Below are 19,184 nucleotides of genomic sequence, written 5' to 3' on the forward strand. Positions count from 1 at the left end.
GATTGATTTATGAGTGAAAATATCAATAAAAAACAAGAAGTAGAAACCACGGGGCACGTATGGGATGAGAACCTTCAAGAGTTCAACAACCCATTGCCGAGATGGTGGTTATTAGCCTTTTATGGCACAGTCATTTTTGCCTTGATTTACTGGGTATTATATCCAACTTGGCCGTTACCAAACAGCTGGACAAAAGGGATTAAAACTGTAGAAGTTAAGGTTGATGGTAAAGAAGAGAAGTTACATTGGAACACCCGTACATTGTTAGCAGAACAATTACAATCTTCAACAGAAGCTAAAAACCGTGCAGAATACTACGGTAAATTGGCAGCGCTTGGTAAAATTGATGACATCGAAGCGACTGAAAATGAAGGTTTAAAAGAGTTCGCATTGCAAACTGGTGCAGTATTGTTCGGTGATAACTGTGCAACGTGTCATGGCGCAGGTGGTGAAGGTAAATTTGGTATTTATCCAAACTTAACGGATGATGCTTGGTTGTGGGGCGGTCATTACTCTCAAATCGAGCAAACCATCACTTTAGGTCGTACAGGTAACATGACGCCAGCTAAATTGACAGGTTTATCTGAAGATGAAATCAATGATGTTGCAAAATACGCATTGACATTGTCTGGTAACTACACTGCGGATGAAGCCACTGAGCGCGGTAAAGCGATCTTTGAAGGTAAAGGTACTTGCTTTACGTGTCATGGTGCGGATGGTAAAGGTTTGCCAACCATGGGTTCTGCCAACTTAACCGATCAAATCTGGGAATTGGTGCCTGTATTTGAAGCAAAAAATGATGACGAAAAAGTGGCCATGATGGCACACCGCATCACCATTGGTGTAACACCACAAGATGATCGTGTGATGCCAACTTGGAAAGAACGTTTAACGAAAGAACAAATCAGAGCGCTTGCGATCTATGTTCATGAATTAGGCGGCGGCCAATAACTTTTTTGGCGTGTCAATAAAAATTGATTAATGTAAAGGACTCTTCGAAATGTTGAGTCCTTTATTTTTATTCACCCCGAAAGAGTAGTACAATAGCGGGTGGGAGTATAGAGAGTAATTCGTTAGATTTGTAAGAGGGAGGGCGTTGTGTCAGATCAACAACCAGATTCGCTTTATCAAAAGCGCATTCCAATATTTACACGAGATGTTAAAGGGACTTTTCGCCGTTTTAAATCCGCGGTTTTATACTTCGGTTTAGCGGTGTTTTATTTATTGCCTTGGTTGCCTTGGCCGCGTGCTGCAGGTGTACCCGATCAAGCCGTTTTGTTTGACATTGCTCAAAGACGATTTTACGTTTTAGGGTTAGATGTGGACATTCAAAACATCATGTGGCTTGCAGGCGTATTGATGATCTTTGCATTCTTGCTATTTTTCATCACCAATATTGCAGGGCGCGTGTTCTGTGGTTATTTCTGTTTCCAAACCATTTGGACAGACTTTTTCATGAAGATCGAAACTTGGATTCAAGGCGGTCGTAACAAGCGCAGCAAATTGTATGAAATGCCTTGGAATGGTGAAAAGCTGATCAAAGTGGGTGGAACATGGCTGGTGTGGCTATTAGTGGCCATTTGGACAGGTTTTACTTTTACCGCTTACTGGGTACCATCTTCAGAGTTACTGAAGGAAGTGATCACAGGGGATGCGCCATTTGCCGCTTATGGTGCCATTTTATTCATCACCACAACCACATTTGTGATGGCAGGTTTTGCCCGTGAACAAGTGTGTTCTTACATGTGTCCGTATGCCCGTTTCCAAGGCGTAATGTTTGACAAAGACACATTGGTGGTGGCCTATGATGAAAAACGTGGTGAAGGGGCTAAAGGCCGCGCAAAACCCACAAAAGAGTTGCGTGATTTAGAAACGCGTCATGAAGCGGGTCACGGGGATTGTGTAGATTGTGATCTATGTGTGCAAGTGTGCCCCGTTGGGATTGATATTCGTGACGGTTTAAACTATAAGTGTATCACGTGTGGTTTGTGCATCGATGCATGTAACACCATGATGACCAAAACAGGCTACCCTAAAGGATTGATTCGCTATGACTCACTCAACGGTTTAGAGGGCAAAAAAACGCACTTCTTTAAACCTCGTAACATTGGTTATGGTTTGGTGATTTTAGTGGTCATTGGCGTATTGATTTGGAGCATGGTTACGAGTGCACAGATGTCTTTCTTGCTTGAAAAAACAAGAACACCTGCCTACACCGTGATGAGTAACGGCTTGATTCAAAACCGTTATATGTTAAAACTCAACAACCTCACCATGACACCAAAAATGGTGGAAGTGAAGTTAGTGGACGCTAAAGATTTAGATTTAGTGGTCTCTGAGAACAACGAAACCATCGCAGCGGGTGACCGTAAAAACTGGCGTGTATTGGTGCATCAAACCGTAAAAGGCGCGCCAAGCCAGCCGATTGATGTGGAAATTTTGGTCAAAGATGAACAAGGGAAGGTGATTGAAACGCATCATCTGAACTCTAAATTTGTGACCAAGTAAACCGGCAACAACCGTAAAAAATAGAGCGTAAGCTCTATTTTTCATGTGAGATAACTTTGAAGGAGAATAGTAGAAATGAATGACGTTTTAACCGTAATGATGACCGGAATCGTCAGTGTTTTAGTGGTGACGTTACTGTTGCATCATGTGTTGCGTTTTACACGGTTACAAGCTTCTGTGATCTCAGGGTTATTGAGCATTGCCGTATTGGTGCCTTACTTAATTATGAATTGGACGGGTGGCGATGTGGCTGCCCTCTATTTCTCATGTAACATTTTAACGAGTTATGCTTACTATTTAGTGGGCAAAAAAACGAATGCTCTAAAAGGCAAAGATGGTAAGCGCACCCATTGGGTACCGATTACTGTGTTTGGCTTTTTTGTGGTGCTCACCATTTTAGATGGTGCTTTTGTGTTCATGGCAGAATCAGGTTTACGTGTGCAATATGTGGATCAAGATGGCGGCGTGAAAAGCGTCAATACGCGCTTCCCCGGTGAAGTCCCGAATGCTTATCATAAAAAAGAGGCATATTTTAATGCCCATAAAGCTAAAATGCGTGAACAAGCCGAACGTGGCTGGAAAGTGCGCTATCAATTTGAACACAATCCGCCTCGCATGAATGAAGAGAACATCATGAGCTTTTTAGTGGTGGATCGTGAAGGCGTACCGATTGAGCATGCAGAAGTGTCCATCAATTTAAAGCGCCTAGCAGAGCAAGAACTCAACCGCATTGTGCCATTTACAGAAGTGGGTCAGGGCATTTATGAAGCGCCAATGACGTTTGAACGCTTAGGGCGTTGGGACTTTGAAGTGCACATTAAAAAAGGCGACGAAGTCTATCAAGATGTGAACGATAACCTCATTGAAGTGATTCCACCTGCTAAAAAGACGACTTAATCTATGTCCACACAATGTTTCCACTGTACGCAGCCGATTCATGGTGATGCACCTTTTTACGTCACCATCAAAGATCAACCGCAACCCATGTGTTGCTCTGGCTGCAAAGCCGTTTGTGAGATGATCCGTGACTCAGGATTATTGCATTATTATGAATTTCGTACAGAGGCAGCATTGCGCCCAGATTCCATTGGTGATTTGGTGCCAAAGGAATTGCGTGATGAGCTGAGTTTTTACGATCATCCGGAGATTGCCAAGCAATTTGTCTCCTCGCAAACAGAAGGGGATGAAAACTTATCTCGTTTAAGCCTCATTATTGACAACATTGTATGTGCTGCGTGCGTGTGGCTCATTGAACATCAAATTAAACAATTGCCGGGTGTGCGTAAGTTTGACATCAATTACTCAACGCACCGTGCGTATTTAGAATTCAATCCCGATCAAGTCCAGCTCTCAAAGATCCTTTTGGCCATCTACAATCTTGGCTATGAAGCGACGCCTTATGATGAGCAAACGCAACAAAAAAAACTCAAAGCAGAACGTCAAACCCTCTTTTTAGAGTTTGGTGTTGCCGCCATTTTCTCCATGCAGGTGATGATGTTCTCGTTTGGCCTTTACTTTGGTCATTATGATGGCATCAGCGATGGCTCGCGCCTCATTTTGCGTTGGGCAAGCTTCATTATGGCGATCCCGTGCGTGACATATTCAAGTTGGACATTTTATAAATCTGCCTATTATGATTTGAAAAATAAGCGGCTGACCATGAATGTGAACATCTCGCTGGCCATTATTTTAGGGACGCTTGCGAGCATTTGGAACACTGTATTTAATGTCGGTGAGATCTATTTTGAGTCAGTGACCATGTTTGGCTTTTTATTGTTGGGCGCTCGCTTAATTGAGATGAATGCTCGCCATAAAGCCCTCATGATGACGGATCACGTTTTAAAATTAAAGCCGCACATTGCCGAGCGCATGCTCAGTAATGGGCAAAGTGAATTGATTGCTGTGAATCAAATCAACATTGGCGATGTATTGCGCGTCAAACCTGGTGAATCAATCCCAACTGATGGCATTTTATTGCAAGAAACTGCATGGGTGGATGAATCGTTGCTCACAGGTGAAAGTTTACCTGTTGAGAAACAACGCCATGATGAAGTGATTGGTGGCGCCATCAACCAAGAGCAATCCCTTTTGATGAAGGTGACAAAAGTCGGAGGTGATACGGTTTTCTCCCAAATGACTTTGATGATCGAGCGCGCCATGAGTGAGAAGCCAAAGTTTGTGAAACTTGCGGATCTTGTCTCCACATGGTTTGTGCTCATTTTGATTGCCGCCTGTATTGGCACATATGTGGCGTGGCTCTTTGTGGATGATGCGCGCGCTTTTGAAGTGATGCTTTCAGTATTGGTGGTCTCTTGCCCATGTGCATTGGCGCTGGCCACACCTTCAGCCATCAGTACGGGCAATCAAGTGATGATTGAAAAGGGATTGATTGGCACGCGCTCTGGCACCATTGAAGCGTTATCCCAAGTGACGGACATTGTGTTTGATAAAACAGGCACCCTCACAGAAGGCAATTTGACCTTGGTGAAAACGCAGTTACTCACCGATCGTTTTTCAGAAGATCAATTGATGCTGATTGCCCGCTCATTAGAGGCCAGTTCAAATCACCCCATTGCCTCTGCCTTTAAAAAAGGGCATCGTGATGATGTGTTATTGACGGTGACAGATGTGGATAACATCGTGGGCAAAGGATTAGAAGGTTACATTGATGGCGTCAACTATCGCATTGGGCGTGTTGATTGGTTCAAGGCAAGCCGTGATTATGATTTAGATGATGGTATTTGGATTGCGCTTGGCAGCAATGATGAACTTTTGGCGCTTTATTGCTTAAAAGATGAGTTAAAATCTGACAGCATCGCTGTGATTGAATCCTTAAAAGCGGCAGGTTATACGCTGCACATTTTAAGTGGCGATCGCACTGAAACAGTGCAGCACATGAATCAACGTTTAGGGATTGATCATGCCCTTGGGGATCAAACGCCAGAGGATAAATTGGCTTACGTCACCGCATTACAGCAATCGGGTAAGATTGTGGCGATGCTTGGCGATGGCATCAATGATGCACCTGTTTTAGCCCAAGCCGATGTGTCAATTGCCATTGGGCAAGGGGCGCTTTTAACTCAAGCGACGGCCGATATGATCTTGATGCACTCCACAGAATTGACGCCGCTTTTAGAGGGCATAAAAGTTGCAAAACGCACTCATAAAATAATTATTCAAAATCTCGCGTGGGCTTTACTATATAATATTCTGCTATTACCTGCTGCGATGATGGGCTTTATTCTGCCTTGGATGGCAGCACTTGGGATGAGCTTAAGTTCACTGCTCGTCATCGGCAACACATTAAGAATCAGAGAAGGAGACAAAGAGTGAAAATTCTGTACTTTCTTCTGCCGCTATCATTCTTGTTATTGGTGGCCGTAGCGATTGGATTTATTTGGGCGGTGCGCTCTAAACAGTTTGATGATTTAGAAGGGCCGGCCCATCGCATTTTATTTGATGAAGATGATGATTATTATCGAATAGGTGTGGACAAAGAAGAGAAGACTTTAGAAGAGAAGGATGAAAAGAAATGAGTCAATTGAAAGCCTCTGATATCAAGAGAATTGCGACGTTGGCACAGATTGCCGTCAGTGACGATGAATTGCCGATGTTAGAAGAGAAGTTACAAAATACATTAGCGATCCTCAATCAGTTGCAAAGTGTGGATACCACGAATATCGAACCGATGAGTGACCCATTTGATCGTACACAACCTTTTAGAGAAGATGTGGTGACGGAAACGAATCACCGTGATGAGTATCAAGTAGTGGCGCCAGCCGTTGAAAAAGGCTTGTATCTCGTTCCAAAAGTGATCGAATAACCCATTTATCCATCGAAAGAATTTAGGCATTATGAAAAACTATAGCATTAAAGCATTACGCGAAGCGCTAGATACCAAAGAGGTGTCAAGCGTTGAGGTGTTAGAGCACTTCAAAACAGAGATCGAAACCCATGATCAAAAGATCAACAGCTTCATCACTAAAACGTATGATCATGCCTTAGCCCAAGCGCAAAAGGCCGATGAAGCGATCGCTAAAGGCGAGCAAAAGATGCTCACAGGCATTCCGATTGCTCATAAAGATCTCTTTTGCACCAAAGGCATTAAAACAACGGCAGCCTCTAAAATGTTGGAGAACTTTGTGTCCCCGTACGATGCCACTGTGGTTGAAAAGTTAGATCAAGCGGGTGTCATGGTGCTTGGTAAAGTGAACATGGATGAATTTGCCATGGGCGGCAGTAACCGCACCAGTCACTTTGGCACTGTGCATAACCCATGGAACTGTGATCATGTGGCAGGTGGATCGTCAGGTGGTTCGGCGGCAGCTGTGAGCGCAGGCTTTGTATTGGCTGCAACGGCATCGGATACCGGTGGTTCAACGCGTCAGCCAGCGAGCTTTTGTAACTTAACAGGCATTAAAGCCACCTATGGCCGCATTTCGCGCTGGGGCATGATTCCATTTGCTTGTTCATTTGATCAAGCGGGCGTGATTGCAAAAACGGCAGAAGATTGTGCTTATATGTTTGAAGCGATGGCGGGGCACGATGCGAAAGATTCCACCTCCCATCATGTGGCTGTGCCAAAATATTCAGATTTACTCAATCAATCGATTGAAGGTTTACGCATCGGGATTCCTAAAGAATTTTTATCTAAAGATTTAGATCCTAAAATTGCCGCCGTGATTGAAAATGCATTAAAACAGTATGAAGCGATGGGTGCAACATTGGTTGAAGTCACATTGCCAAATACCGATGTGGTGGTGCCTGTCTATTACACCATTGCACCTGCAGAAGCATCCAGTAACTTAGCCTGTTTTGATGGCGTGCGTTATGGTCACCGCTGTGAGAATCCACAAGATCTACAAGATTTATATATGCGTAGCCGCGCCGAAGGTTTTGGCGAAGAGGTGAAAAAACGCATCTTTATGGGAACGTATGCATTGAGTGCAAGCGCCTATGATGCCTATTATGTGAAAGCACAAAAAGTGCGTCGTCTTGTGGCAAATGACTATAACTCTGTGTTGAGTCAAGTGGATGTGATTATGGGGCCAACCTCGCCGGATCTGCCTTTTAGACAAGACAGCAAAGGCGGCACCAATGAATATCTAAGCGATATCTTTACGGTGGGCGCGAACTTAGCCGGTTTGCCTGCAATGTCCATTCCTGCGGGATTTGTTGAAGGATTGCCGGTGGGTTTACAGATCATTGGCCGCGCATTTGACGAAGGAAAAATCTTAAATGTGGCACATGCTTATCAAAAAGAGACGGATTGGCACACAAAATTGCCAACTTTGGATTAATTGAGCCACGCAGAATAAAGGAATTGACCATGACTTGGGAAGTTGTCATTGGATTAGAAGTACATACACAGCTTACAACGCAAACGAAGTTGTTTTCAGGTTCAAGCATTCAATATGGTGCTGAGCCCAATACACAAGCAAGCCTCTACGATTTAGCGATGCCGGGCACATTGCCTGTGTTTAACCGTGCAGTGTTAGATAAGGCCATTTTATTGGGTTTGGCCATCAATGCGCAGATTGCACCGAAAACAGTGTTTGAGCGTAAAAACTATTTTTACCCTGATTTGCCAACCGGTTATCAAATCAGCCAATTGGCTTTGCCGATTGTGCAAAATGGTTACTTGATGGTAACAGCCGATGATGGCAGTGAGAAAAAGATTCGCATCAACCGCGCACACATGGAATGTGATGCCGGTAAATCCCTGCATGATGAAGTGTATGGCATGACGGGCATTGACTTAAACCGTGCCGGTACGCCATTACTTGAGATCGTGACGGAGCCGGACATCAATTCAGCAAAAGAGGCGATTCAATATTTGCGTCAATTGCATCAATTGGTGACATGGCTTGGCATTTGTGATGGCAATATGCAAGAAGGCTCTTTCCGCTGCGATGCCAACGTTTCTGTCCATAAACCGGGCACGCCATTTGGTACGCGCGCAGAGATCAAAAACATCAACTCTTTCCGTTTCATTGAAGATGCCATCAATCATGAAGTGGCACGCCAAATCGAGATCATCGAAGCGGGCGGTGAAGTGGTGCAAGAGACGCGTTTGTATGATCCGGATAAAAATGAAACACGCTCCATGCGTACGAAAGAAGAAGCGAACGATTATCGCTATTTCCCTGATCCGAACTTATTGCCGATTGTGGTCACCGAAGAGATGATCGAAAAAGTGCGTGAAACATTGCCAGAGTTGCCTGAAGCATTACAAGCACGTTTGATCAGTGATTATGGTTTATCTGAATATGATGCATCTGTTTTGATCCAATCGCGCGCAATGTGCGATTACTTTGGCCAAATGGTGGCCAAAGGCACAGAGCCTAAAATGACGGCGAACTGGTTATTGGGTGAAGTTTCAGCAACATTAAATCAGCAAGGCACAAGCATTGACAACTTTGCCATTTCCGCAGAACGTTTGGCCGGTTTATTGATGCGCATTGCAGATAAAACCATCTCAAATTCCATTGCGAAAAAAGTGTTTGAATTGATGCTGCAATCCGAACAAACCGCTGATGAAGTCATTGATGCTCAAGGCCTCAAACAAGTGACAGACACCGGTGCAATTGAAGGTTGGGTCAATGAAGTGATTGAGAAAAACCCTAAACAAGTGGAACAATACAAGGGCGGACAAACCAAGCTCCTTGGTTTCTTTGTGGGGCAGGTGATGAAGCTCAGTAAGGGCAAAGCAGATCCTGCTGCAATCAACGCATTGATGGCAGAAAAATTACAGTAAACAATTAAACCTAGTCATTGACTAGGTTTTTTTATAGAGGATTTCGTACAAAGGATAAAGGGCACTCTCTTCAAGTTCAATGCGCCGTTCAACGTAGCGCAGCATCAATGCGAATTCTTTACAAAAATGTGAACCATTGATGGCATCATGTGGCATGTCGCAATATTGATGAATGAAATTTCTGAGGTTGATGCTCAATTGATTAAGGTCACGGCGAATGTATTGCACCATCTCAATTTCTTGGCTGTCATCCTCTAAAGCATCTTCAAGTAATTGAAACAAAATATGATTTTCTTTATCCACGTGTCGATTTAAAAGATGTGAGAGGGACTGCATGGCCGCTTGAGTTTTTTCCCATTCTTGCTCAGAGGCTAAGTGTTCGATAATAAAACAGGTTTTGAGGATCTCTTTGTGCTCTTTAGTCAAATTTTCGATCAGATCTGGGTTATAATCATCAAAAATGGGAAGATGCTTTGTCGATGTTTGATCTGCTGAAAAAGCACGATCAGTGAGCATTGCAGGGGAAAGCTTCTCATGAGGAATGGTTTTGGTGATGAATTGTTTGAACATGGCTATTTTAGGATCATTTTAAATATCAAGCGGGCAATTGAATCATTAAACGTATATTGTAAAGACAAATGTATTGTAAAGTAAATAAATATTAACGTGTAACTATTTTTTTAAGGTGCGTCATCATATAACGGAGGATAGAAATGACCAATCGCAACACCATTTTTTATACTAAGACAGACGAATCGCCACTTTTGGCCACATACTCATTTTTACCAATTGTTCAAGCCATCGTAAAACACGCAGATGTTGATGTGCAATTGACAGACATCTCTTTAGCGGGCCGCATCATTGCATTATTCCCTGAGCGTTTGACAGAAGAGCAGCGCATTGATGATGCATTGGCCATGCTTGGTGATTTAACCAAATCACCTGAAGCCAACATTGTAAAATTGCCGAACATCTCAGCATCCATTCCACAATTAAAACGTGCGATCAAAGAGCTTCAAACCAAAGGTTACAATGTACCGGATTATCCTGAAGCACCTGCTAATGATGAAGAAGCGGCCATTAAAAAAGCATATGCCAAGGTTTTAGGTTCTGCGGTGAATCCTGTTTTGCGTGAAGGCAACTCAGATCGCCGTGCACCCGAAGCTGTCAAAGCGTATGCACGCAAAAACCCACATTCCATGGGTCAATGGGTGAAAGATTCTAAAACAGATGTGGTGAGCATGACAGAAGGCGACTTCTATGGCTCAGAAAAAGCAGTGACCATTGATGCGGCCACTGAATATAGCATCGTATTTGAAAATGCTGCTGGCGAAACCAAAGTGCTGAAAGATTTTGCACCGCTTCAAGCCGGTGAAATCATCGATTCATCTGTGATGAACGTGAACAAATTAAAAGCCTTTGCGAAAGATGCCATTGCACGTGCCAAAGCCGATGGCGTATTGTTGTCAGCGCACTTAAAAGCCACGATGATGAAAGTGTCTGATCCCATCATTTTCGGTGCTTTAATCGAAGTTTACTTTGAAGAGTTATTTACAAAATATGCTGAAGAATTCAAAGCGCTTGGCATCACAGCACGCAATGGTTTGGGTGATTTGACACAAAAAATCGCCGGTCACGCCAAAGAAGCTGAAATCAAAGCAGACATCCAAGTCATCATTGATGCATCGGCTGATTTAGCGATGGTGAACTCTGATCTTGGCATCACAAACTTCCACGTGCCATCCGATGTGATCGTTGATGCATCGATGCCTGCCATGATTCGTTCAGGCGGTAAAATGTGGGATAAAAATGGTCAGCAAGCCGATACCATTGCGATGATTCCAGATCGTTGCTATGCATCCATATACAAAGTGACAGTGGATGATTGTAAAGAGAATGGTGCATTAGATCCAACCACAATCGGCACAGTGCCAAATGTGGGCTTAATGGCACAAAAAGCACAAGAATATGGTTCACACGATAAAACTTTCGAAATGGCTGACAATGGCACGGTTAAAGTGATCAATAAAGTTGGTGATGTGTTGATGAGCCAAGCGGTGGAAGCGGGCGATATTTTCCGCATGTGCCAAGTGAAAGATGCACCGATCCAAGATTGGGTGAAATTGGCCGTAACGCGTGCACGTTTATCTGGCATGCCAGCAATCTTCTGGTTGGATGAAAACCGTGCGCATGATCGTGAACTCATCAAAAAAGTGGAAACATATTTGAAAGATCACGATACCAATGGTTTAGACATCACCATTTTATCCCCTGAAAAAGCCACGAAAAAAACGTTGGAATTGATTCGTGCGGGTAAAGATGTGATCTCTGTGACAGGCAACGTATTGCGTGACTACTTAACAGATTTATTCCCAATTTTAGAGTTGGGCACTTCTGCGAAAATGTTATCCATCGTACCTTTAATGCAAGGCGGCGGTTTGTTTGAAACTGGCGCAGGTGGTTCTGCTCCTAAATTAGTGGAAGATTATTTGGCCAAAGGTCACTTGCGTTGGGATTCCCTTGGTGAGTTTATGGCTTTGGCGGAATCTTTACACCATTTAGCGCGTACGAATGACAATCAACGTGCTGCTGTGATCGCAAAAGCTTTAGAAGCTGCGAATGCTGAATACTTAGTGGAAAATAAATCCCCACAATCACGCCCAGGTCAATTAGACACGCGTGGCTCGCATTTCTATTTGACTTTGTACTGGGCAAAAGCATTGGCTAACCAAGATGAAGATCCTGAATTGAAAGCAGTATTCACAGAGTTCTACAACAATTTAGCTACAAATGAAGCGAAAATTGTGAAAGAATTGATCGATGCACAAACGCCAAATCAAGAGATTGAAGGTTATTATTTGCCAACAGATAAAGCATTGAATTCCTTAATGCGCCCAAGTGTTACCTTAAATCAATATGTTACAAGCTTATAATTTATAAAAATTTAAGGTAGAATGTCTGCCGCCGCCACTATGCTATGAAAATGGCGTAGTGGCTTTTTATTTATTGGAGGTACATTTTGGAAGCTGCGAAAACTATAACAGAAATCCCAGTGGATATTTATAACACGTTGCTTTGTGCAAGCTTAGTGTTGTTATTGGGGAGTTTTTTAACGAAGCGTTTAGCGATCTTCAATCGTTTAACCCTTCCATCGCCTGTTGTAGGTGGTTTGTTAGCCGCACTGGCGTTGTTTGCCTTGAGAAGTTTTCAGGGCATTCAGATCAACTTTGACCAAAGTTTGAAAGATCCTTTAATGCTCATGTTCTTTGCGAGCATCGGTTTGAATGCAAACATCAAGCAATTGATGGCGGGCGGCAAAATGATCGCGATCTTCTTAATTGGCGTAGTGGGTTTATTGATCATCCAAAATGCTGTAGGCGTTGGCTTGGCAACAGCATTGGATCAAAATCCATTATTGGGCTTATTGGCAGGCTCGATCACTTTATCCGGTGGTCATGGTACGGGCGCTGCTTGGGGTGCAACCTTTGCTGAAAAATATGGCTTTACCTCCGCCACTGAAATTGCGATGGCTTGTGCAACCTTCGGTTTGGTATTAGGTGGTTTGATTGGTGGCCCGATTGCGCGTTTCCTTATCAACCGCAAACCTGATCAAGTGGAAATTGATCCAACAGCAAGCGCAGATAGCTTAACCGCATTTGATCGCCCAACGATTCGCCGTGCGATCACAGCCTCTTCGATGTTAGAAACCATTGCAATGCTGGCCATCTGTTTGAGCGTTGGGACTGCGATTGCAGGTTACCTTAAAGGCACAGCTGTTGAGTTGCCAACCTTTGTGTGCGTATTGTTCGTGGGCGTGATCATCAGCAACGTTGTGAACTTTGTGCCAAGCTATCAAATCTTTGAACGCGCGGTTTCCATTGCAGGTAACGTTTGTTTATCCCTCTTCTTAGCCATGGCATTGATGAGCTTGAAATTATGGGATTTGGCAACGTTGGCGGTGCCAATGTTGGTGATCCTGACAGTTCAAACCATCGTCATGGCAATGTACGCCATCTTTGTGACATATCGCTTAATGGGGCGTGACTATACTGCGGCAGTATTGTCTGCTGGTCACTGTGGCTTTGGTATGGGTGCCACACCAACTGCGATTGCAAACATGCAAGTAGTGACAGAAAAATATGGCCCTGCACCGGTTGCCTTCATCGTGGTGCCAATGGTGGGCGCATTCTTCATTGATCTTGTGAACGTGATTGTGATTCAAGGCTTCTTGAAATTGCCAATGTTCACCAGTATGTTGACGGCGGTGCCAACACCATAATGCAGTCAATTCCTTGACGCTGAGCCATTGAAGGGAACTTCAATGGCTTTTTTTATGGAGATTGCTATACTATGCAAACGCTAATGAGCAGAGGTTCTAGCGCAACCCTCTATAAAAAACTAAGGAGATCATTGTGAATAAAGATCGTGCGATCGTCGTTTTTAGTGGCGGTCAGGACAGTACAACCTGTCTATTTTGGGCACAAAAACAATTCAAAGAAGTCATTGCCTTGACTTTCGATTACGGACAAAGACACAGCAACGAGGTTCAGCATGCCAAAGCCATTGCCGACAAGCTTGGCGTGGAATGGTTATCCATTGAGCTGGATCTGTTTCAAAAACTCACCAAAAATGCCTTAACATCGCCAGATGTTGCCATTGAAATGGCTGAAGGTGAATTGCCTTCAACATTCGTGCCTGGTCGTAATCATCTATTTTTCTCCATTGCAGCGATGGTGGCTTATCAAAGAGATGCGAAACACATTGTGGTGGGCGTCAGTGAAACGGATTTCAGTGGCTATCCGGATTGTCGGGATCAATTTGTCAAATCCCTCAATGTCACGCTAGATTTAGCGATGGAAGCCCCCTTTGAGATTCATACGCCATTAATGTGGCGCGATAAAGCGGCTGTTTGGGCGTTATCAGATGAATTGGGCGCCTTTGAATTTGTCAGAGATCATACGCTCACTTGTTATGAAGGGATTCCGGCTGCAGGTTGCGGCAAATGTCCTGCCTGTATTTTGCGTCAAAATGGGTTAGAAACCTATTTGGCCGACAAAGCAAACAAGGAGGCGTGATGCTACAGCAATTTTATCCAACTGTGACGCATGTCTTTCGTTATGAGCTCAATAAAGACATGCATTTTGCCGCCGCCCATTTCATTCCCAATGATTCTGCCGGTGTTTGCCAACGCGTACATGGGCATACGTATTTTGCCAATGTCACGATTGCAGGGGATCAATTGGATGCGTGCGGATTTTTGGTGAATTTCCAAACCCTCAAGCATTTGGTGCATGGTGAATATGATCACACTTTATTGAATGATCATGCGGATTTTAACGGTGCGCCGCCATCCACAGAAATTGTGGCAGAGCGCATTTGGCGCCGCATTCAGGATCATTTGAATCAGCTAGACAATCAGCCGCGCTGCGTGCAGGTTTTGGTGCGTGAAACGCCCACAAGTTATGTGCGTTATTTGCCCCGTGCGGAGGATTTCGTATGAATTTTCCTGTGTTGGAAATCTTTGGCCCCACGGTGCAAGGCGAAGGGATGGTCATTGGGCGCAAAACTTGTTTCATTCGTTTAGCAGCGTGTGATTATCAATGTGTGTGGTGTGATTCTAAATTCACGTGGGATGGCTCTGTCAAGCCGGATCTGATGACGATTGAGATGATCATTGAACATGTCAATCAATTGCATGAGGATCAAGTGGATCACGTCACCATCAGCGGTGGCAATCCCGCCCTTTATAAGGGGCTTGATCAATTGGTGCTTGCTTTAAATGCTGCCGGTTACCAAACGGCGATTGAAACGCAAGGCTCCCATTGGAATGATGGCCTTAAACTCATTGATGAAGTGACCCTTTCTCCAAAGCCGCCCTCAAGTGGCATGAATACAGATTTTACAGTGCTCGATGAGATGATCACTCAACTAGAAGGCCGTCATATTTCTCTTAAAGTTGTAGTGTTTGATCGCATGGATTTACTTTATGCTGAGATGATCCATCAGCGTTATCCGCATCTCCCGATGTTTGTACAAGCGGGCAATGATCAAACATTGGAGGCAGATGAAGCAAATACATCGCTCCATTTACTCAAGCGCTATGCGGTGCTTGTGGATGAAGTGATGCGTTCGACTGTGCTTAAAAATGTGCGTGTATTGCCGCAAATGCATGCGCTGCTTTGGGGCAATCGCCGCGGCGTTTAGTTTGTATAGCAAATAAAAAAGGCGCATTGAGCGCCTTTTTTGTCGGAAGATTTAACTTAGAGTGAATAGTACAACTCAAATTCCGCAGGATGTGGAATGCGGTTCACATATTCATACTCTTTTGTTTTGAGCGCAATGTATGCATCAATGAAATCATCATTGAAAACATTGCCTTGTTTTAAGAAGGCGCGATCTGCATCTAATGCTTTGATGGCTTCTTCTAAGCTAAAGCACACTTGTGGAATGTCTTGTAATTGCTCTTTTGGCAAATCATACAAATCTTTATCCATCGCTTCACCTGGGTGAATTTTGTTTTGGATGCCATCTAAACCCGCCATCAATAACGCTGCAAATGCTAAATAAGGGTTGGCAGTGGAATCCGGGAAGCGCACTTCAATGCGGCGTGCTTTCGGGTTATTGATGTATGGAATGCGGATTGAAGCAGAGCGGTTTTTTGCTGAATAAGCCAACATCACAGGTGCTTCAAAATGAGGCACTAAACGCTTATAGCTGTTCGTTGATGGGTTGGTGAAGGCATTGAGCGCGTGAGCATGCTTAATCACGCCGCCAATGAAGTAAAGGGCTGTATCTGACAATCCCGCGTAGTTTTCACCGGTAAAAAGGTTTTTACCATCTTTCATCAAAGAGATGTGGACATGCATGCCAGAGCCACTGGTATTGTGCAAAGGTTTTGGCATGAATGTGGCAGTTTTACCATATTGGTGCGCCGTATTTTTGATGGCATATTTGAGTAATTGCGTTTCATCGGCTTTAGCCACCAATGTATTGAATTTGACACCAATTTCAGATTGGCCTGCGCTTGCCACTTCGTGATGGTGTACTTCTGTTTCAATGCCTAGTGCTTCGATCATTTCGCACATTTGTGCACGCAATTCATGTAAGCGATCAATCGGAGCAATCGGAGAATAACCACCTTGGACACCATTTCTGTGGGCAAGGTTATTTTCCATTAAATCTGAGTTCCATGAGGCTTCTTCAGCATCAACTGTGTAACCCACATTGCCCATTTCTGTGCTGTAGGACACATTGTCAAAAATGAAGAATTCGTTTTCTGGCCCTAAAAATGCATCATCCGCAATGCCTGTGGATACCAAGTAATTTTGTGCCAATTTTGCAATGGAGCGTGGATCTCTTGAGTAATGCTGCAATGTAGAAGGTTCCACGATGTCACAATGGATCATCAATGTTTTGTGATTATAAAAAGGATCAAGGCGTGCAGTTTTAGGATCTGGCATCAAAATCATGTCAGAATCTTCAACGCCTTTCCAACCCTTGAAGCTTGAGCCATCGAACATTTTGCCTTCTTCAAAGAAATCTTCATTGATCTGGCGTGCTGGCACGGTTAAATGATGTTCTAACCCTTTGATATCCGTAAAGCGTAAATCAACGTATTTCACCTCTTCATCTTGAATGAAGGATAATATGGAAGAAGCAGTAAACTCAGACATGATAAGCATCCTTTTAAGAGCGCAGAAAGAATTAATTGTAATCAAATTGCGAAGGGTCCGCCAAATATTTCTTCAGCCTTTTCGCAACTTTTCAAATGGGCATCATTGCATCATCGCAAAGAGGGCTAAAAATCCATTTAAAGCACCAATACCCACCGCAAGGCTAATGAACACATTGCCAAAGCGGATATATGATAGCAAAACTAAGACTAAGGCGAGGGCTTCTGAGAAAATTTTAAAAAGATCAGGATTTGGGCTAAAGGCATCTAAACTGCTGAGGATTAAAATGGTCATCACCGCCATCGGCAAGGCAAAGTTTAATGCCACCAACCAACGTTGCCTTAATAATCGTTGTGGCACTAACGTTGGAAAAGCGCGCTGAATGAGGGTGATCGCGCCCATCACTAAAATGCCAATCAGTAATAATGGAATCGGTAACATTTAAGCCTCCACTTTCTGTTTTTGTTGCATGACATAATGGAGCAAAATGCCTGCAATGGTGATCACAAGCGCGATGATCAATAATGCTTTTGGAAAGAGCACATAAGCGATCAAAAAGGCAGGCAATGCAATCAACATGGGATAAAGGACTTTTTTCTGCTTCCATTGTTCGTACCACAAAATGACAAATAGGCAGGTGAGGGCAAACTCCAAATTCGGAATCCATTGCCCAAGTTTATGGCCAGCCATGACGCCTAAAATGGTCCCCGTGATCCAATAACTGTGCACACAGGTGGCAATTTTTAAAAAGAGGGATTTTTGTTTCTCCTTTGGCAAGGTTGTCATCAATGAAAATGCTTCATCGGTGAGGCAAAAGAGGCAGTAGGTGCGCTTGAGTTTTGATTCAGGCAATGCATCCATTAAAGGCAGCGCATAAAAAATGTGACGAAGGTTAATGGCGAATGTGTTGATGGCTAAATCTAACACCGATGCGCCCATCGCCACCGGTTGAATCGCGGCATATTGAGCCGCACCTGAAAAGACAGTGATACTGATGAAAATTGAGATCCATGCGGGAATGTCCGCGGCGCTTGATAATACGCCAAAAGCCATGGCTGCAGGAATGTAACCCATTGCAACAGGCGTTGAGACTTTTAGTGCCTCTCTCCATGTGGAGCGTTCCATAATATCCTCATTTGTCAGTGGTTGAATTTTATTGTTATGTTCAATTGATGCGCATGATTCTATAAGAGATTGTGGGGGTTGTATAGTATTGAAGCATTGGCAACTGAGCAAGATGTCTGCTACTCTTTGTGATTCTGTTTTTTGATGGGTTGATTCATCATGATGTTGCTTAACTTGCTGTGGATTCTAGCGCCGTTGTTCATCGGCTTTTTTACAGTTGTGCGCTCGAAAACACTTTTGAAGCTGATTGACCATAGCCTAATGATCCTGATCTATTTGATTCTTTTTGTGATGGGGTTAAGCTTGGCCACGATGGAAAATCTCAACAGTGAGCTTGGCAACATTCTTTGGCAAACGGCGATTTACATCGTTTGTATTTTGGGGATGAATCTTCTGTTTTGCATCTATTTAGATCGCGCTTTGCCCGTCACAACACAAAAGGCCGCTGATTATCAAACCTCGACTTGGAGGCTTGTGTGGAATGCCGCAAAGCTCCTTGGCGCAATTGTGGTAGGGATTTTTGTGGGGCAAGGGATTTTAGCCCTCAATATTTTGGCGATGCACGATTTTAAAGTGATCAACGATGTGCTTGGGCAGGGCGCTTTGATGTTGCTGTTATTGTTTGTGGGCATTCAGCTACGCAGCAATGGCATTGGTTTAAAGGCAGTTTTTCTCAATCGTTATGGTTTGATTTTGAGTGTGGCGGTGATCATCTCCTCTTTTGTGGGCGGCATCATTGCCGCATGGCTCAATGGTCGTCCGGTGTTAGAAGGCCTTGCCATCAGTTCAGGTTTTGGTTGGTATTCATTGTCCGCAAGCGTGTTGCAAAAAAGCTTAGGGCCCACCGTAGGCAGCATCGCCTTTTTTAATGATCTCTTTCGTGAGTTCTTTGCCTTTGCAGTGATTCCGCTTCTAATGGCGCGTTATCCACTATCTGCAGTGGCATCGGGCGGGGCAACATCGTTGGATTTTGTGTTGCCGTTAATCCAAAAAACAGGCGGTATTAAAGTGGTGCCCATCGCCATCAGCTTTGGGTTCATCATCAATTTAGTGGCGCCATTTTTCTTGGTCTTCTTTGGCAGCTTAGCGCAATAAAAAACCTACGTTGCCGTAGGTTTTGT

At 43.9% G+C, this 19,184-nt stretch carries 18 protein-coding genes and 1 riboswitch; of the genes, 14 read left to right on the forward strand and 4 right to left on the reverse strand.

Annotation, left to right across the window (positions count from 1 at the left end):
- Positions 1-9 precede the first annotated feature (9 nt).
- From ccoP to gatB, 8 genes are all read left to right on the forward strand, one after another.
- On the forward strand, positions 10-951 hold the full coding sequence (ccoP, locus tag B9T20_RS06755) for a cytochrome-c oxidase, cbb3-type subunit III (protein ID WP_094490362.1): 942 nt from the start codon (positions 10-12) through the stop codon (positions 949-951).
- A 147-nt stretch (positions 952-1,098) separates the two neighbouring features.
- Complete coding sequence (ccoG, locus tag B9T20_RS06760) at positions 1,099-2,508, forward strand: cytochrome c oxidase accessory protein CcoG (RefSeq protein ID WP_094490363.1); 1,410 nt, start codon at positions 1,099-1,101, stop codon at positions 2,506-2,508.
- 75 nt (positions 2,509-2,583) lie between these two features.
- Entirely contained in the window at positions 2,584-3,405 is an 822-nt protein-coding gene (locus B9T20_RS06765; protein ID WP_008315776.1) for a FixH family protein, read from the forward strand.
- A gap of 3 nt (positions 3,406-3,408) precedes the next feature.
- Positions 3,409-5,841 carry a heavy metal translocating P-type ATPase gene (locus B9T20_RS06770; protein ID WP_094490364.1) on the forward strand — a complete coding sequence of 811 codons (2,433 nt, stop codon included), beginning with the start codon at positions 3,409-3,411 and terminating at the stop codon, positions 5,839-5,841.
- Positions 5,838-6,044: a cbb3-type cytochrome oxidase assembly protein CcoS gene (gene ccoS, locus B9T20_RS06775; protein WP_008315774.1), complete on the forward strand. Its 207-nt coding sequence runs from the start codon at positions 5,838-5,840 to the stop codon at positions 6,042-6,044. Before B9T20_RS06770 ends, ccoS begins: the two co-directional genes overlap by 4 nt.
- Entirely contained in the window at positions 6,041-6,331 is a 291-nt protein-coding gene (gene gatC / locus B9T20_RS06780) for an Asp-tRNA(Asn)/Glu-tRNA(Gln) amidotransferase subunit GatC (protein WP_094490365.1), read from the forward strand. Before ccoS ends, gatC begins: the two co-directional genes overlap by 4 nt.
- Before the next feature lie 31 nt (positions 6,332-6,362).
- Positions 6,363-7,808: an Asp-tRNA(Asn)/Glu-tRNA(Gln) amidotransferase subunit GatA gene (gene gatA, locus B9T20_RS06785; protein WP_094490366.1), complete on the forward strand. Its 1,446-nt coding sequence runs from the start codon at positions 6,363-6,365 to the stop codon at positions 7,806-7,808.
- Between the two features lie 14 nt (positions 7,809-7,822).
- Complete coding sequence (gene gatB / locus B9T20_RS06790; RefSeq protein ID WP_255375204.1) at positions 7,823-9,265, forward strand: Asp-tRNA(Asn)/Glu-tRNA(Gln) amidotransferase subunit GatB; 1,443 nt, start codon at positions 7,823-7,825, stop codon at positions 9,263-9,265.
- Positions 9,266-9,286: 21 nt separating this feature from the next.
- Here the strand turns inward: gatB and B9T20_RS06795 are convergent, their stop codons facing one another.
- Positions 9,287-9,835 carry a hemerythrin domain-containing protein gene (locus tag B9T20_RS06795; RefSeq protein ID WP_094490367.1) on the reverse strand — a complete coding sequence of 183 codons (549 nt, stop codon included), beginning with the start codon at positions 9,833-9,835 and terminating at the stop codon, positions 9,287-9,289.
- 143 nt (positions 9,836-9,978) lie between these two features.
- Here B9T20_RS06795 and B9T20_RS06800 point away from each other — a divergent pair, with 143 nt between their 5' ends.
- The 5 genes from B9T20_RS06800 (at position 9,979) to queE (ending at position 15,469) form a co-directional block, all read left to right on the forward strand.
- Positions 9,979-12,198 carry an NADP-dependent isocitrate dehydrogenase gene (locus tag B9T20_RS06800; RefSeq protein ID WP_094490368.1) on the forward strand — a complete coding sequence of 740 codons (2,220 nt, stop codon included), beginning with the start codon at positions 9,979-9,981 and terminating at the stop codon, positions 12,196-12,198.
- 86 nt (positions 12,199-12,284) lie between these two features.
- The gene (gene gltS / locus B9T20_RS06805) at positions 12,285-13,544 is read left to right on the forward strand and encodes a sodium/glutamate symporter (RefSeq protein WP_094490369.1); all 1,260 of its coding nucleotides are present in this window, start codon (positions 12,285-12,287) and stop codon (positions 13,542-13,544) included.
- An 84-nt stretch (positions 13,545-13,628) separates the two neighbouring features.
- Positions 13,629-13,673: riboswitch (PreQ1 riboswitch) on the forward strand.
- Positions 13,674-13,677: 4 nt separating this feature from the next.
- Positions 13,678-14,340, forward strand: coding sequence for a 7-cyano-7-deazaguanine synthase QueC (gene queC, locus B9T20_RS06810; protein WP_199415233.1), 663 nt, complete (start codon positions 13,678-13,680; stop codon positions 14,338-14,340).
- Complete coding sequence (locus B9T20_RS06815) at positions 14,340-14,765, forward strand: 6-pyruvoyl tetrahydropterin synthase family protein (RefSeq protein WP_094490371.1); 426 nt, start codon at positions 14,340-14,342, stop codon at positions 14,763-14,765. Before queC ends, B9T20_RS06815 begins: the two co-directional genes overlap by 1 nt.
- Positions 14,762-15,469: a 7-carboxy-7-deazaguanine synthase QueE gene (gene queE / locus B9T20_RS06820; RefSeq protein WP_094490372.1), complete on the forward strand. Its 708-nt coding sequence runs from the start codon at positions 14,762-14,764 to the stop codon at positions 15,467-15,469. Before B9T20_RS06815 ends, queE begins: the two co-directional genes overlap by 4 nt.
- A 56-nt stretch (positions 15,470-15,525) precedes the next feature.
- On the opposite strand, the gene glnA is transcribed toward queE, so the two are convergent.
- The 3 genes from glnA to B9T20_RS06835 all read right to left on the reverse strand — a co-directional run bounded on the left by glnA (position 15,526) and on the right by B9T20_RS06835 (position 18,063).
- On the reverse strand, positions 15,526-16,938 hold the full coding sequence (gene glnA, locus B9T20_RS06825; RefSeq protein WP_094490373.1) for a type I glutamate--ammonia ligase: 1,413 nt from the start codon (positions 16,936-16,938) through the stop codon (positions 15,526-15,528).
- Positions 16,939-17,040: 102 nt separating this feature from the next.
- Positions 17,041-17,379 (reverse strand): AzlD domain-containing protein, encoded by a 339-nt coding sequence (locus B9T20_RS06830; protein WP_008315760.1) that lies wholly within the window; start codon positions 17,377-17,379, stop codon positions 17,041-17,043.
- Positions 17,380-18,063 (reverse strand): AzlC family ABC transporter permease, encoded by a 684-nt coding sequence (locus tag B9T20_RS06835; RefSeq protein ID WP_008315759.1) that lies wholly within the window; start codon positions 18,061-18,063, stop codon positions 17,380-17,382.
- 159 nt (positions 18,064-18,222) lie between these two features.
- Here B9T20_RS06835 and B9T20_RS06840 point away from each other — a divergent pair, with 159 nt between their 5' ends.
- Positions 18,223-19,158 carry a lysine exporter LysO family protein gene (locus tag B9T20_RS06840; protein WP_094490374.1) on the forward strand — a complete coding sequence of 312 codons (936 nt, stop codon included), beginning with the start codon at positions 18,223-18,225 and terminating at the stop codon, positions 19,156-19,158.
- Positions 19,159-19,184 lie beyond the last annotated feature (26 nt).

It is taken from the genome of Wohlfahrtiimonas sp. G9077 (assembly GCF_002252155.1).
In the GTDB taxonomy this organism is placed as follows: domain Bacteria; phylum Pseudomonadota; class Gammaproteobacteria; order Cardiobacteriales; family Wohlfahrtiimonadaceae; genus Wohlfahrtiimonas.

Coding starts and splice junctions, on each gene's coding strand:
- B9T20_RS06815 (WP_094490371.1), top strand. CDS start 14,340: ATGCTACAGCAATTTTATCCAACTGTGACGCATGTCTTTCGTTATGAG.
- gatA (WP_094490366.1), top strand. CDS start 6,363: ATGAAAAACTATAGCATTAAAGCATTACGCGAAGCGCTAGATACCAAA.
- queE (WP_094490372.1), top strand. CDS start 14,762: ATGAATTTTCCTGTGTTGGAAATCTTTGGCCCCACGGTGCAAGGCGAA.
- gatC (WP_094490365.1), top strand. CDS start 6,041: ATGAGTCAATTGAAAGCCTCTGATATCAAGAGAATTGCGACGTTGGCA.
- glnA (WP_094490373.1), bottom strand. CDS start 16,938: ATGTCTGAGTTTACTGCTTCTTCCATATTATCCTTCATTCAAGATGAA.
- B9T20_RS06765 (WP_008315776.1), top strand. CDS start 2,584: ATGAATGACGTTTTAACCGTAATGATGACCGGAATCGTCAGTGTTTTA.
- B9T20_RS06800 (WP_094490368.1), top strand. CDS start 9,979: ATGACCAATCGCAACACCATTTTTTATACTAAGACAGACGAATCGCCA.
- B9T20_RS06770 (WP_094490364.1), top strand. CDS start 3,409: ATGTCCACACAATGTTTCCACTGTACGCAGCCGATTCATGGTGATGCA.
- B9T20_RS06835 (WP_008315759.1), bottom strand. CDS start 18,063: ATGGAACGCTCCACATGGAGAGAGGCACTAAAAGTCTCAACGCCTGTT.
- B9T20_RS06840 (WP_094490374.1), top strand. CDS start 18,223: ATGATGTTGCTTAACTTGCTGTGGATTCTAGCGCCGTTGTTCATCGGC.
- ccoP (WP_094490362.1), top strand. CDS start 10: ATGAGTGAAAATATCAATAAAAAACAAGAAGTAGAAACCACGGGGCAC.
- B9T20_RS06795 (WP_094490367.1), bottom strand. CDS start 9,835: ATGTTCAAACAATTCATCACCAAAACCATTCCTCATGAGAAGCTTTCC.
- B9T20_RS06830 (WP_008315760.1), bottom strand. CDS start 17,379: ATGTTACCGATTCCATTATTACTGATTGGCATTTTAGTGATGGGCGCG.